The sequence below is a fragment of the Streptosporangium sp. NPDC023615 genome (assembly GCF_040640155.1).
GTDB lineage: Bacteria > Actinomycetota > Actinomycetes > Streptosporangiales > Streptosporangiaceae > Streptosporangium.
Genome location: NZ_JBFABE010000051.1, coordinates 18,807 through 32,964 on the forward strand (window position 1 = coordinate 18,807; position 14,158 = coordinate 32,964).

General features: G+C 70.2%; 14 protein-coding genes. 9 read left to right on the forward strand and 5 right to left on the reverse strand.

Features of this window, described 5'->3' with window-relative positions; translation table 11 throughout:
* Nucleotides 1-10: 10 nt before the first annotated feature.
* Complete coding sequence (locus AB0G16_RS28090; protein ID WP_362811212.1) at nucleotides 11-571, reverse strand: PadR family transcriptional regulator; 561 nt, start codon at nucleotides 569-571, stop codon at nucleotides 11-13.
* A gap of 322 nt (nucleotides 572-893) precedes the next feature.
* Here AB0G16_RS28090 and AB0G16_RS28095 point away from each other — a divergent pair, with 322 nt between their 5' ends.
* The 8 genes from AB0G16_RS28095 to AB0G16_RS28130 all read left to right on the forward strand — a co-directional run bounded on the left by AB0G16_RS28095 (nucleotide 894) and on the right by AB0G16_RS28130 (nucleotide 8,492).
* Nucleotides 894-1,511 carry a dihydrofolate reductase family protein gene (locus AB0G16_RS28095; RefSeq protein ID WP_362811215.1) on the forward strand — a complete coding sequence of 206 codons (618 nt, stop codon included), beginning with the start codon at nucleotides 894-896 and terminating at the stop codon, nucleotides 1,509-1,511.
* Nucleotides 1,512-1,563: 52 nt separating this feature from the next.
* Entirely contained in the window at nucleotides 1,564-1,887 is a 324-nt protein-coding gene (locus AB0G16_RS28100) for a YciI family protein (RefSeq protein WP_362811217.1), read from the forward strand.
* Entirely contained in the window at nucleotides 1,884-3,119 is a 1,236-nt protein-coding gene (locus AB0G16_RS28105) for a DUF6596 domain-containing protein (RefSeq protein ID WP_362811220.1), read from the forward strand. The genes AB0G16_RS28100 and AB0G16_RS28105 overlap by 4 nt, the downstream gene beginning before the upstream one ends.
* Before the next feature lie 605 nt (nucleotides 3,120-3,724).
* Nucleotides 3,725-4,867, forward strand: coding sequence for a histidine kinase (locus tag AB0G16_RS28110; protein ID WP_362811224.1), 1,143 nt, complete (start codon nucleotides 3,725-3,727; stop codon nucleotides 4,865-4,867).
* Nucleotides 4,864-5,517, forward strand: a complete 654-nt coding sequence (locus AB0G16_RS28115) for a response regulator transcription factor (RefSeq protein ID WP_362811226.1) — start codon at nucleotides 4,864-4,866, stop codon at nucleotides 5,515-5,517. The genes AB0G16_RS28110 and AB0G16_RS28115 overlap by 4 nt, the downstream gene beginning before the upstream one ends.
* An 80-nt stretch (nucleotides 5,518-5,597) precedes the next feature.
* A complete protein-coding gene (locus AB0G16_RS28120) occupies nucleotides 5,598-6,488 on the forward strand; it encodes an ATP-binding cassette domain-containing protein (protein ID WP_362811229.1) in 891 nt (296 codons plus the stop codon).
* Nucleotides 6,485-7,225, forward strand: coding sequence for an ABC transporter permease subunit (locus tag AB0G16_RS28125; RefSeq protein WP_362811232.1), 741 nt, complete (start codon nucleotides 6,485-6,487; stop codon nucleotides 7,223-7,225). Before AB0G16_RS28120 ends, AB0G16_RS28125 begins: the two co-directional genes overlap by 4 nt.
* 502 nt (nucleotides 7,226-7,727) lie before the next feature.
* On the forward strand, nucleotides 7,728-8,492 hold the full coding sequence (locus AB0G16_RS28130; RefSeq protein ID WP_362811235.1) for a GNAT family N-acetyltransferase: 765 nt from the start codon (nucleotides 7,728-7,730) through the stop codon (nucleotides 8,490-8,492).
* A 19-nt stretch (nucleotides 8,493-8,511) separates the two neighbouring features.
* Here AB0G16_RS28130 and AB0G16_RS28135 read toward each other — a convergent pair whose 3' ends face one another.
* A complete protein-coding gene (locus tag AB0G16_RS28135) occupies nucleotides 8,512-9,414 on the reverse strand; it encodes an aminoglycoside phosphotransferase family protein (RefSeq protein ID WP_362811238.1) in 903 nt (300 codons plus the stop codon).
* A 202-nt stretch (nucleotides 9,415-9,616) separates the two neighbouring features.
* Between AB0G16_RS28135 and AB0G16_RS28140 the strand changes: the two genes are divergently transcribed.
* Nucleotides 9,617-9,841 (forward strand): hypothetical protein, encoded by a 225-nt coding sequence (locus AB0G16_RS28140; RefSeq protein ID WP_362811241.1) that lies wholly within the window; start codon nucleotides 9,617-9,619, stop codon nucleotides 9,839-9,841.
* A 56-nt stretch (nucleotides 9,842-9,897) separates the two neighbouring features.
* On the opposite strand, the gene AB0G16_RS28145 is transcribed toward AB0G16_RS28140, so the two are convergent.
* From AB0G16_RS28145 to AB0G16_RS28155, 3 genes are all read right to left on the reverse strand, one after another.
* Complete coding sequence (locus AB0G16_RS28145; RefSeq protein WP_362811244.1) at nucleotides 9,898-10,308, reverse strand: Rid family hydrolase; 411 nt, start codon at nucleotides 10,306-10,308, stop codon at nucleotides 9,898-9,900.
* Between the two features lie 321 nt (nucleotides 10,309-10,629).
* Nucleotides 10,630-12,321 (reverse strand): ABC transporter ATP-binding protein, encoded by a 1,692-nt coding sequence (locus AB0G16_RS28150; RefSeq protein ID WP_362811247.1) that lies wholly within the window; start codon nucleotides 12,319-12,321, stop codon nucleotides 10,630-10,632.
* Nucleotides 12,318-14,018, reverse strand: coding sequence for an ABC transporter ATP-binding protein (locus AB0G16_RS28155; RefSeq protein WP_362811250.1), 1,701 nt, complete (start codon nucleotides 14,016-14,018; stop codon nucleotides 12,318-12,320). Before AB0G16_RS28155 ends, AB0G16_RS28150 begins: the two co-directional genes overlap by 4 nt.
* Between the last annotated feature and the right edge of the window lie 140 nt (nucleotides 14,019-14,158).

Here is a 14,158-nt window from a genome sequence, read left to right on the forward strand (position 1 = left end):
GGGGGAACTCCTATTCGTCGGCCATGGTGAACGCGCCCTCTTCCAGGCGGCGGATCATTCGGTCGGTCCACCGGGCGCCGGCGTCGGCGGTGCCCAGCCACAGGGACAGCACCTCGCCTACCGGGCCCCAGGTCGCCAGATCCGTGCCCTCGGGCAGGTACGCGGTGATGCTCGCGCGCCACTCGCGCATGGCGCGGGCCCGCCGGCGCAGCAACTCCAGGGCCCGCTCCCGGGGAAGGTCCTCGATGAGGCCGACAGCGGCGCCCAGCACGTCCAGGCTGGGCTCGCGATCGGCCAGCGCCCGGCCCAGCAGGTCGAGGTACTCCCGCTCGCCCTGCCGGGTCAGCTCGTACTCGATCCGCGGCGGTCCCCCGGCCTCGGAGGCGACCGTCTCGTGCGCCACCAGCAGGCCCTGACCGGCCATGCTCTTGAGCGCGTGATAGACCGAGCCCGAGGTGGCGGTCGACCACTCGTGCGCGCCCCACGACTCCAGATCCGCGCGGACCTGGTAGCCGTGGGCGCGCCCGCGCCTGCGCAGCGCGCCCAGGACCAGCAGCCGTACCGGCTTCATCGAACCCTCCCGAACTTCGCTAGCCAAATTTGGCTAGCTGCTGCCGGGAGCTTACCGCATCAACATGGGGGAAATCGGCGTAAACCGTCTGGCTTTCGGATCGCTCACAACCGGCGTACCGGAAAATCCTCGAAAGAAGTCCGGACGGCGGTGTCGGATCGGGGCTGAGCTGTTCGTAGCAGGGGTGAGAGGTCGCCCACGAGGGGCGTCCCCAAACCACAGGAGAATTCGGCCGGAGGGATCCTGTCGCGACCGCTGAGATCGGCGCCGCGGTCCGGTCGAATCGAACGACGACAAAACCCGGCGAGAAGGAATTTCGATCATGAAACTGACGACCATCACGCACGTCTCCGTCGACGGCGTGACGCAGGGCCTCGGCGCGGTGGACGAGGACCGCAGGGGTGGATTCGAGCGCGGCGGATGGGCCCTGCCGCTGTTCGACGACGAGGGCGAGACGTTCCTCGGCCAGGTCTTCCAGCGCGCTGACGCGTTCCTGTTCGGACGGCGGACCTACGAGATCTTTGCCGGATCCTGGGGAACCGGATCCTGGGGGGCAGATCAGGGCAACAACCCGATCTCAATGGCGTTGAACACGCAGCCCAAGTATGTGGCATCGGCCACGCTCACCGACCCGCAATGGGCGGACACGACCGTCCTCTCCGGTGACGTCGCGGCCGCCGTCCGCGAGCTGAAGGCCAAACCGGGGGGTGAGCTGCAGGTGCACGGCAGCGGCAGCCTGGTCCGCTGGCTGTTCGGCAACCAGCTCGTCGACGAGATCACCCTGCTCACCTATCCCGTGGTCGTCGGCCAGGGCACACGGCTGTTTCCCCCCACCGGCCCGGACACAGCACTTGAACTGGTCGGCTCGCGAGCCACCTCGAACGGCCTGACGATCCAGGTCTACCGGCCGGCCGGGCGCCCGCGGTATGCAACGGCCTGAAGTCCCCACCACCGAACCACGCTGTCTTGACACCACAGGAGATGATTTTCAGATGCGGTACCTGGTTTCCGTGATCGATGACAAGAGCAATCCCGGCAGCACGGACAGGCGGCCTGCCATCAGCGCGTTCAACGAACGACTGATCGCCGAGGGCTACTGGGTTTTCTCGGGCGGACTCGCGGACACCGACGCGGCCACGGTCATCGACAACCGAGGCGAGCAGGCCGTCTTCAGCGACGGGCCTTTCGTGGAGTCGAAGGAGTACCTCGCCGGCGTCTGGGTGTGGGAGGCCCCCGATCTGGATGTGGCGCTCGAGCTCGCCGCCGAGGCGTCGAAGGTCTGCGATCGGAAGATCGAGGTGCGGCCGTTCCGGTGAGCGACGTCGAGGAGGCGATCACCCGGGCCCATCACGACGAGTGGGCGCGGGTGGTCGCCGCCCTGACCAGGCGTTTCGGTGATCTCGACATCGCCGAGGAGGCGGCGGCCGAGGCGTTCGCGACCGCCGTGGAGCGGTGGTCGGCCGACAACCTGCCCCCCAACCCGGGCGCGTGGCTGACCACCAGCGCCAACCGCAAGGCCATCGACCGGATCCGGCGCGAGAACAAGCGCGGCGACAAGCAGAAGGAGGCGCAGATGTTGTACGACCAGGCCCCGCCTGAGCCGCTGGGCGCCATCGACGACGACCGGCTCCGGCTGATCTTCACCTGCTGTCACCCGGCGCTGGGGGTGGAAGCGCGCGTGGCGCTGACGCTGCGCATGGTCGGCGGTCTGACCGTGCCCGAGATCGCCCGTGCCTTCCTGGTGCAGGGAACCACCATGGAGCAGCGCATCACCCGCGCGAAGGCCAAGATCAAGGCGGCTCGCATCCCCTGTCGGATGCCGTCCGCCGACGATCTGCCAGTTCGTGTCTCCGGCGTCCTGGCCGTCCTGTTCCTCGTCTTCAACGAGGGTTACCTGGCCAGTGGCCCCGGCACCGATCCCGTACGCCACGACCTGACCACCGAGGCGATCCGGCTCACCCGCCTGATCCGCGCGCTCCTGCCGCAGGACGGGGAAGTGGCCGGGCTGCTGGCGCTGATGCTCCTCATCGAGGCCCGCCGCGCCGCCCGGATCTCGGCGAACGGCGAACTGGTCGCGCTCGACGAGCAGGACCGTGGGGCCTGGGACGCGGAACTGATCGCCGAAGGTCATCGGCTGGTGCGCGAGCGCCTGGCCGCCGCCGCTGCCGGGGTGGCTCCGGGGCGCTACCAGATCCTCGCCGCGATCAACGCCGTGCACACCTCCGCCCGCGACAGCCGCGACACCGACTGGTCGCAGGTCGTCGCCCTCTACGACCAGCTCGTCCGCCTCGACCCCTCACCGATCATCGCCCTCAACCAGGCCATCGCCGTGGCCGAGCTCGACGGGCCGGAGGTGGCACTGGCCATCGTTGACCGCCTCGCCGAGGCGTTGACCGGCTATCACGCCTACCACGCCACCCGTGCCGACCTGCTGCGCCGGCTGGGCTGCAGTCACAAGTCGCGCGTGGCCTACGACAAAGCCATCGAGTTGGCGGGCAACACCGCCGAGACCGCCTACCTGACACGCCGCCGCGACCAGCTGGGGTAGTGCCCGTCGAAACCCCGCGCAAAGCGGCGCCCGGCCCCGATGGAACCGCGGTCTGGACACCGACAGTCGCAGGTCTCCGGGCCGAGCAGACAACGGTCAACGTGCTCGACCCGGCTGCCTTGAAGACCCTGTCAGGGGAGGCGACGGCCAATCGTGGTCGTCCCTCCCCCGGCCGACGAGGTTGTCGACCATGAGGACCTGGAAGATCCCTGCGGTCGACAGGACGGGATCGCACCCGCCCCCTGGGCCGACATGTAATGGCCCAAGCCACTGACGCAATGTGACAAAACTGCACTTCAGGGTATAAATTTCAGTGTCAGAACGTGGCATCCTGCCGGCAATGACAGTCCTCTTGAACAGGGAAAGAGATCAACTGCAGAACGCGGCAGGAGGGGCAAGACAGGTCTCGAGGACCGACCGCGGCCCCCCGTTCCGACACACCGCGAGCCAGACCCACCGGACCGCTCGGCGTGCGAGAGGAACCGCTCCGACGACATCGGCCCCCACCGCGCAGCGGCGCCGGCCTGCCTGGACGAGAGTCGGCACGGACACCGTGTCGTCCAGGGCCACGGCGAAGCAACCTGACGTGAGGTTTTAACGTGCGTATGGCACGAACCCCCATGAAGATCACGCGTTTCCTCAGACGCCCCCGCGTCTTCGACACGACGCTGGTGATCATGCTCTCCGTCCCGGTGCTCCTCGGCGTGGTCTCCGTGCTCCCGGACACGGTCACCGAGACCGTCCCGGCCGACACACGGGTGATGCTGGCCGGCGCGCTCCACCTCGCCAGCTCCCTGAGCCTGCTCATGAGACGTGACCGGCCGGTCCTCACCGCCGCACTGGTGGCCACGCTGAGCGCGGTGGGCATCGCGACACACTCGCTGTCCTTCCTCGGCCTGCCCTCGTGCGTCGCCTACTACAGCCTGGGCCGCTACACCACCGGCCGCCCGACACTGATCACCTCGCTGGCGGTCTACGCGGTCTACGCGATCGACATGCAGCTGTCCCTCCCCATGACGGGCGGCTGGCTGGCGTCCCTGCTCAGCGTCTTCGCACCCGTGGGCATCGGCCAGTTCGTCCGGCTCAGAGCCGAGCTCAACGAACGCAGCAGACAGCAGGCCGCCGGCGCGGCCGTAAGCACCGAGCGACGGCGCATCGCCAGGGAACTGCACGACGTGGTCGCCCACCACATCACCGTGATCAACGCCTTGGTCGGCGGCGCACGGGCCACCCTCCCCCCCGACCAGGACGTCGCCAGGAACGCCCTGGAGAGCGCCGAGCGAACGGCCCGCCAGGCCATGTCGGAGATGCGCCAGCTGCTCGACGTACTCAGGGCCGACGGCAACGAAGAACCGGATGCCGCGACAGGGGTGAACGCGCGGCGACTGCCCGTACTGATCGAGGAGGCCAGGTCGTCGGGACTCCCCGTCAGCCTGTCGGTGACCGGCGAGCCCGTCGAGCTGACCGCCGCCGTGGACCACGCCGTCTACCGGATCGTCCAGGAGGCACTGACCAACACACGCAAGCACGCCATCAGCGCCAGGGCCGACGTACGGCTGGCGTACGAACCGGCCGCGGTCGAGGTCGAGGTGGTCGACGACGGCCTGGCGAGAGAGGCCGGCGCAGCGGGGTTCGGGCTCAGCGGCATGGCCGAGCGGGTGGCGTTGTGCGGCGGCCGGCTGTCCACGGGCCCGCGCCCAGAAGGCGGCTTCCGGGTGCACGCCCGCATCCCCCTGGAGAGATCATGATCAGAGTCCTGCTGGCCGACGACCACGAGTTGGTACGCGTGGGCTTCAGGCTGATGCTGAACGCCCAGCCCGACCTGACCGTGGTCGGCGAGGCCGCCGACGGCGCGGAGGCCGTGGAGCTGAGCAGGAGACTCCGCCCGGACGTGGTCCTCATGGACCTGCACATGCCCGGCCTGGACGGCGTGCGCGCCACCGAGCTGATCACCGCCGAGCTGCCGGGCGTCCGGGTACTCGCGCTGAGCACGTTCGACCTGGACGAGAACGTGGTCGCGGCCCTGAGAGCGGGCGCCGACGGATTCCTGCCCAAGGACATCTCCACCGAGGAACTGATCGAAGGCGTACGCGTGGTGCACTGCGGCGAGTCGGCCGTCGCACCGCGCCTGCTGACCAGGCTCATCGGCACCTTCGTCCGCGCCTCACGCCCCAAGGCGGTGCCCGCCGAGCTGGCCGGGCTCACCAACAGGGAACGGGAGATCCTCGTGCTGATCGCCCGTGGCCGCTCGAACCCGGAGATCGCCGCCCACCTGTCCGTCTCCCCCTCGACCGTCAAGAACCACGTGACGAGCCTGTTCGCCAAGATCGACGTCAGGGACCGGGCCCAGGCCGTGATCGTCGCCTACGAGGCGGCCCTGATCCAACCTGGAGAGTAGGAGCAGCATCCCAGAACCCTCCCTCCAGGACCGTTCCCCGGCAGGAAGAAACCGGCCGCCCACAACGGCACGCTGGGACCATGACCGTGATTCGCGCAATCAACCTGAGCAAGCGTTATGGCGACGCCACCGCGGTGGCGGGCCTGTCGTTCGACGTCAAACCCGGCCTGGTGACCGGATTCCTGGGCCCCAACGGGGCCGGTAAGTCCACGACCATGCGCATGATCCTCGGCCTCGACCGGCCGTCCGGCGGCTCGGCGCTCGTGGCCGGGCGGCCCTACCACGAACTGCGGCACCCGTTGCGCAAGGTCGGCGTGCTGCTCGACGCCAAGGCCGTACACGGCGGACGCAGCGCGCGCGACCACCTGCTGGCCATCGCCCAGAGCAACGGCATCCCCGCGACCCGGGTGAACGAGGTGCTGGAGAGCACGGGCCTGCGGGAGGTGGCCAGGCGAAGGGTCGGCGGCTTCTCGCTGGGCATGTCGCAGCGGCTCGGCATCGCCGCGGCGCTGCTCGGCGACCCGGAGATCCTGATCTTCGATGAGCCCGTCAACGGCCTCGACCCCGACGGCATCCTGTGGATCCGCACCCTCATGCGCGACCTGGCCGCCGAGGGGCGCACGGTGTTCGTCTCCAGCCACCTCATGAGCGAGATGGCCCAGACCGCCGACCACCTGATCGTGATCGGCAGGGGCAGGCTCATCGCCGACACGAGCGTGGAGGAGTTCATCGGGCGCAGCTCGCAAGGATACGTACGGGTGCGCTCGCCCCGCCTGGCCGAGGTGACCGAGCTGATCAAGGTGGGCGAACTGCACCCGGACCACCTGCGGGTGACCGCGATGAGCCCGCTCGAGATCGGCACGCTCACCGCGAGGGCCGCCATCCCGCTGGAGGAGCTGACGTTCGTACAGCCCTCGCTGGAATCGGCCTACATGGAGCTCACCAAGGACAGTCTGGAGTTCACGTCATGATCGACATCTTCCGGTCCGAATGGACCAAGATCCGCTCGGTCCGCTCGACGATGTGGACCCTGGTCGTCACCGCCACACTGATGACAGGCCTCTCCGCCCTCATCAACGCCTCGGCCGAGAGCGTGGGCGCAGGGCCGGTCCCGCTCGGCCAGGTGATCGGGATGAGCCTGGCCGGTACGATGCTCGCCTCGCTGTCCATGGCCACCCTGGGCGTTCTGGCGATCTCCAGCGAATACCGCACCGGGGGCATCCGCACCTCGCTCATCGCCGTGCCCAGGCGCATGAGGCTGTTGACCGCCAAGATCGTGGTATTCGTCGCGATCTCTCTGGTCGTCTGCGCGGTCGCGTCGGCCGGGGCGATCGGCGTCGGCCTGGCGATCTCCCAACCGCCGTCGATCGAGATGGGCGAGGTGGTGCGCTCCTCACTCGGGGCCACCCTCTACCTGACCGCTTGCGGGCTGCTCGGACTGGGACTGGGCACCCTGGTCAGGCACACGCCGGGCGCGATCATGTCGGCCATCGCGCTGATCCTGGTGCTGCCCACGGTGGCGAACCAGCTCCCGGGCGGATGGGGCAGGACCGTGGCCGAGTACTTCACCACGAACGCCGGCTTGCTGATCGTGTCCGGCCTCGACAACGGCTCCCTGGGCCCGTGGAGCGGGTTCGCGGTCTACCTGGCCTGGGTGGCCGTCATCGTGATCGCGAGCGCCGTGCTGATGCAGCGCCGCGACGCGTAGCCGCCACAGGCCACCCGACGTCTTGGAGCGCCGCCCACAGGGCGCCGGGGCCCGCGTGGAACCCGGCGATGACCGAGGGGAGGTGGTGACTCACGAGTCACCACCTCCCCTCGGTCACATGAAAGGCTCCGCACCCGGTGCCGGAAGGGCGGTCCTGGACTCACGGTGCAGCAAGGCCCGTCCACACTGCGCCGCAAGCGGATCGCCCATGCCCGCCGCGCCCGATCCGCGCGGGCCACCACGGTCCAGCTGATCACACCGTCTCCACGCCTCACTGTGAAACGATCGGTCGGCGCGCTCCCTTCTGGTTGATTGGTCTTTAGTCCACTGTATTTTTGATCTTGAAACTCCCGATCGCCTTTACAATGTAGATTTATGGCGAGAGGCCGGCACGTTCGATCTCGTACCTGTCACCACCGACACCACCCCGGCTTCCCTGCCTGACGGCGCGCCCCTCACTCCCCTGGGCCACCTATGGCCCACGGCCGCCTACGCTCCCCCCATGTCAACCTCGGAACTACAGCGGATCAACTCCTTCCTGTCGGCCTTCGCCCGCCGCCAGGCCGCGCGCAGCGTCGACCTTCCAGGCGGGTTCGCCGTGTACGACGACGCCTTCGCGCACTCCCGCGCCGACAACCAGGTCATCATCGACACGGTCGTCGACCCCGAGGCGGTGCCCGCCATCGCGGAGGAGGCACTGGGACACCTGCCTCACCGACTGGTCTCCGTCCTTGACGACGAGGTCGGAACGGCGTGCGCACAGCCACTGATCCGGAACGGATACACCCACTCCACCTATCTGGTCATGCTGCATGCGGGCCCGGCGCCGGCCGGCGGACCCGCGGAGGAAGTGGACCTCGACGCGATACGTATCCCCCTCACCCGGCGATGGCGGGGGCTCCTTCCGGACGTCGACGACGAGGTCATACGCCATCTCGTCGACCGACGCGAGGCCCGCCGCCGCGGGGCCGACATCGTTCACTTCCTCGGCGCCCGTACGGAGGAGGGCGAGGTCGCCTCATGGGCCGACCTCTATCTGGACCCGGCAACCGGCACAGCCCAGATCGAGGACCTGATCACCTCGGAGGACCACCTCAGGCGCGGCTACGCCGATGCCGTCCTGACCACCGCCCTGCGCCTGGCCGCCGACAACGACTGCGGTACCCGGTTCCTGACCGCTGATGCGGCGGACTGGCCACGGCACTGGTACGAGCGCCGCGGCTTCTCCGTCGTCGGTCACTCTCACTGCTTCGAGCGGGGCCGATGACAAGTACGAGGAGCGTGCGTCAAACACCCTTCAGAACACGATCAAGTGCCGCCCGGCCTGCAGGTCCCCAGTTTGGTTTGCCACCGGGAAGGCCGCGATGCCCGTTCTGTCCCATGAGCATCAGGAAGAGGCTCTTCATGGCGGCCAGCCCGCGGGCGCGCCGGATCGCCGCCTCGTCCGCGTGCGCGTACGCGTCGAAGAACCGTGCGGCCGCGCCTGCGGGGAGCAGTACCCACGCGGCCCCGAGATCCCACGCGGGGTCGCCGGCGAACAAGGAACCGAAATCGATCACGCCTGAGAGCGTTCCGTCCGAGACGACGACATTCGCGGGATGGAGGTCGCCGTGCACCCACACCGGCGGGCCCTCCCACTCGGGGGCCGCGACGGCATCGGCCCAGACGGCCCGGACGGCGCGGGCATCGCCGACGGCGTCGGGGTCGATTGCCTGCAGGAACCGCTCGAAGCCGTCCGTGCACCTCCTGGGGTGAGCGCCGCGGTCCGAACCGGCCGGGGCCTCGGCGGGCGCCTCCACATGGAGCGCCCGAAGGAAACTCGCCAGCCTGTCGGCCGCGTGGGCGCCGCGGCTGATCGAGGCATGGTCCAGCGGTTCGCCGGGAACCCACGTCATCACGGTCCAGTGCTTGGGGAAGCGCTCGGACGGTTCGCCGAACCGCACCGGGGTCGGCACCGGGAGCGGCAGGCGCGGGGCCAGCACGGGCAGCCACCGCCGCTCCTTGAGCTGGAGCTCCGGGGTGGGGTCCATGCGTTGCATGCGCACGGCCAACTCATCACCGAGGCGCCACATGTGGTTGCCCCAGCCGCCCGCCACCTCGCGGATGGCCAGCCCCGCAAGGTCTGGGTGTTGCTCCTTCAGCAGGTCGCGGACCAGGTCCGCGGTGATCTCGATCTCGGTGTCGGTCATGCGAATTCACAGTACCGAGGCGGCGGGCGGAGCGGTCCTCGCTCTCCGCCATCGAAGTCCGCCACGGAGTGGGCGTCGGCCTGATGGTTCGAAGCGTGTCGTCGATCGGCAACGAGCGCGGTCTCCGACGGGTGTTCGTCGACCGGACGAGCCGAACTCCAGGGCCGACCGTGCCTACCTACGGCGGCGGGGCATCAAAGCGATGATTCCCGGCAAAGCCAATCAGGACGTCAGCCGTCGTGAGAAGGGGCCGATGGGCGGCCGGCCACCGACCTTCGACCCCGGGGCCTGCAAGCAAGCGCGCCATGCCGTGGAGTGCGGGATCAACCGGCTCAACCGCCATCGCGCGGTCGCGACCCGCTTCGAGAAGCCGGTCGTGCGCCACGAAGCCACGGTCCTCATCACCGCGATCGACGAATGGCTCTGACCGGCTTCTGCACGGGCTCCAACCGTGTCCGCTCGCGCCGGGTCGGACGCTTACGCTCAGGAGTCGAGTACGGCGGCGACGGCTTCGATCTCGACGAGCTGGTCTTCGTAGCCAAGCACGGTGACTCCCATCAAGGTGCTCGGTACGTCATGCTCACCGAACGACTCCCGGACTGTCTTCCAGGCAGTCCCCAGATCCTCCTGCCGGGTGGACGCGACGAGAACCCTTGTGCTGATGACGTCCTGCAACGATGCGCCGGCGGCGGTGAGGGCCGTCCGCATGTTCTCGACGGCTTTCGCCGCTTGACCCGCGTAGTCCCCGATCGCCGCCGTCGAGCCGTCCTCGTTCAGGGGACACGCTCCGGCGAGGAAGATGAGTCGTGACCCGGCAGGCGCCGTGGCCGCGTAAGCGTACTGAGCGACGTCGGACAGAGAAGTGGAGCGGATCAAAGTGATGGCGCCGGGCATGGCCGCTCAGGTCCTTTCGCGTCGGGTACGAAGCGACCATGCTGGCATGGGCGTGTGGCTGCCGCATCCTGTTTTCGTGGGCCGAGCCGCCTGGACCTCGCGAACCCCCGCAGTCACGCCGGCGCCCGGATGCGACATGGCGATCGCCACAGGTGGAACCTCTCATCGCCATCGGCACAGGCCGTCCCTCCCGGCGACCGGTTCCCGGAGAACCTTCAGCGGCTCCTCGACGCCCTGCTTTCGCCGATCGACCTTCCCCGGTGGGGGCGCGGGGCCCCGCGGCCCTCGCTCGGCGTCGCGCAGGCGCCGCTCGACCCCGTGTCATTGCGCCGATCGGAGCTCGAACAGGCGGGACAGGTGGCCTCCGGGGTCGGCTATGAGATCGTCGAAGGAGCCCTGTTCGGCGACACGGCCGTCGTGGAGGACGACGATGTGGTCGGCGCGCCGGATGGTGGACAGGCGATGGGCGATCACCAAGGTGGCGCGGTCGCGGGCGGCGGCCTGGAGGGTGTCGGCGAGGCGGACCTCGTTCTCGGGGTCCAGGTTCGCGATGGCCTCGTCGAGGATGAGGACGGGGGCGTCCACGGCCAGGGCGCGGGCGACGGCGACGCGGGCGCGTTGGCCGCCGGAGAGCATGGCGCCGCGTTCTCCGGCCGTCGTGTCCGGGTCGAGGCTGAGCCGGGCCTGGGCCAGCGCGGGTGCCGGGTCGGCGGTCGGGGCGCCGAGGCGGACGTTGTCCCCGATCGTCCCGGCGAAGAGGTGGACGTCCTGGGGGACGACGGTGACGTGGGAGGGAAGGTCCGCGACCTGGTCGAGGGGTGTGCCGCCGAGGAGGATGCGCCCGCGGTCGGGGTCCCAGTAGCGCAGCAGTAGGGATACACAGGTCGTCTTCCCCGCGCCGGATCGGCCGACGAGGGCGACGGTCCTGCCGTGCGGGATCGTGAAGGAGACGCCGCGCAGGACCTCGGGCCCGTCGGAGGAGTAGCCGAAGTGCACGTCCTCGAAGACCACGTCCGGGCCCGGTGCGGGCGCGGGACCGGCGGAGGGCGCGGGCACCTCCGGCCGAGCGGTGACCAGGCCGTGGACGCGGGCGGCCGCCGCGCGGAGCGTGCCGTACTCCTTGAGGAGCAGGGCCACCTGGGTGGCGGGGCCGAGCGCGCCGGCGGTCAGGACCATGGCGGCGGGCGCGTGCGTGAGCGGCAGGTCGCCGGAGCGGACGAGCGCGGCGACGACCAGGAGCGTTCCGGCCGTGGCGACGGCGACGAGCATGTCGAGCAGGGCGGCTTCCAGGCCGCCGCGGCCGGCGTTGGCGGCCTGGACGCGCGCCAGGTGCCGGGTGCGTTCGGTGAGCGCCTCCCGGCGCCGCCCGAGGGCGCCGAACGCGGTGAGTTCCCGCATCCCCTGCACGGTGTCGATGACGTCGGCGGTCAGTTCCGCGGTGGCCTCGCGCAGTTCCTCGCCGTGCCGTCGCGACATCCGGCGCAGCCACGTCGGGAGGGTCAGGACGCACACGGTGACGGGCAGCGACACGAGCAGGAGCCGGGGGTCCAGGATCGCGGTGAGCACCGTGCCGAGGGTGAGGACGGTACCGGCGGTGAGGGACTGGGCGAGGGTGTGGGCGAAGAGCCATTCGAGGGCCTCGACGTCGGAGAGCACGGTCGTGGACAGGTCTCCGCTGCGTCTGCCGAGCCGACGGGACGGGCTGGTGCGGGCGATCGCGTCGTAGACCCTGCCGCGGAGCCGGGCGAGCACGAGGTAGGCGAGGTCGTGCGCGACGTAGGCCTCCCACCACGTCGCGAGGGTGGCGATCAGGACGAGCGCGGCGAGGGTCCCGGCGAACACGTTCAGCGGCGTCGCACGTCCCGCGACGGCGTGGCCGGCGAGCCAGGCCGCGGTGACGGCGATGCCGAAGGTGGCGAGCTGGCCGAGCAGGTGCGAGACGAGGGTCGCGGCGAAGGCGCGGCGGTGCTCGCCGACCGTGCGGGCCAGCCACCACATGGGCGAGGCGGTCATGCGCGGGTCTCCTGGAGTGCGAGAAGGCGGCTGTAGGAGCCACCGGCGGCGTGCAGGGCGTCGTGGTCGCCGGTCTCGGTCACCCGCCCTCGTTCGAGGACGACGATGCGGTCGGCGTCGCGGACGGTCGAGAGCCGATGGGCGATGAGCAGGCAGGTACGGCCCCGCCTGAGGCGGGCCAGGGCCTGCTCACCGCGAACGTCGACGTGCGAGGTCGCCTCGTCCAGGAGGAGGACGGGCGCGTCGGCGAGCAGGGCGCGGGCGACGGCGACGCGCTGGCGCTGCCCGCCCGACAGGGTCGCGCCGCGCTCGCCGAGGACGGTGGCGTACCCGTCGGGGAGGCCGGTGATGAAGGCGTGCGCGTCGGCGTCCCGCGCGGCCCGTTCGAGGTCGGCGTCGGAGGCGTCGGGGCGGGCCAGTCGCAGGTTGTCGGCGATCGTCCCGTGGAAGAGGTAGGTGTCCTGGGCGACCACGGCGATCCCGGCGCGCAGGGTGCCCAGGGTGAAGTCGGCGAGCGGGGAACCGTTGACCGTGATGTTCCCCGAGCCGGGGTCGTGGTGCCGTTGCAGGAGCGCGGCGACGGTGCTCTTGCCCGCTCCCGACGGTCCGATGAGCGCGACGCTCTCCCCGGCCGCCACGGTGAACGTCACGTCGCGCACGGCCTCGGCGGACGCACCCGGGTAGGTGAACGTGACGCGGTCGAAGACGATCTCGGGGCGGGCCGGGAAGTCCGTCCTCGTGCCGGCGTCGGAGACGACGGGCTCGGCCGACAGCAGATCCTCGAGCCCGTCGACGGCGGTGATCCCGAGGTAGCCGGCGTGCCAGTACTCCGACAGCTGGCGGACGGGGCGGAAGCACTCGGCAGTGATCACGAGGACGACGAACACCGACCAGGGGTCGGGAGAGGTGACCGAGACGGCGGCGAGGACCGCGGCGACGGTGCCCGCCTGGACGAGGAAGGCGCTGACCCCGGTCTCGATCAGCGACACCTTGAGCTGCCGCATCGTGGTGGTGTACAGGTCGTGGGCCCGGCCGGCGAGCCTGTCCCCGAGGCGGCCGACGGCGCCGAACGCGCGCAGGGTCGCGACCCCCTGCATGGCCTCCAGGTAGTCGGCGGCCAGGTCGGCGAAGGCCCGCCAGCGCGCCCGGCCCCGGCGCAGCAGCGTCGCGTCCCACAGTCTCGGGATCACCAGCACCCCGGCGACGGCGACGGCGAGGACCGTCGCGGCCGCCGCGTTCACGGAGAAGAGCCAGCCGACGAGCGCGACGGGAACGCAGATCGTGATGACGACCTGCGGCAGATAGCGGCTGAAGTAGGCGTCCAGGCCCTCGACGCCGTCCACGACGGTGGTCTGCACCGAACCGGTGCGGGCCTCGGTGAGATGGGCAGGCCCGAGCAGCCCGAGCCGTTCGACCAGGCGGTCGCGCAGCCTGCCGCGGATGTGGGCCCCTGCCCGGACGGTGACGGTCTCGCGTGCCCACAGCAGCACGGCCCGGCCGGCGATGACCGCGAACGCCCAGGCCAGAAGCGTGACGGTGGTGTCGTGATCGCCCCGGGCCAGGGCGGCCAGCGCCCCCGCGAGCAGGAGCGCCTGTCCGACATGGGCGGCCGAGACCGCCAGGCCGAGGCCGACGCACGCGGCCATGGGGGCCTTGACGGTACCGGACAGCTGCAGAAGGCGACGATGGACGATCACGATGCTTCCTCGCACTCCTGTTCGCCGACGCCTGGCACGCCGGTCGCCTTTGCTCGTCCGTCCTGGAGGAAAGAGGGGTGCCGCGCGGCATCGACGGAGAGATCAACCGGCGAAATTACGCATCCTTCGCATAACGCCCC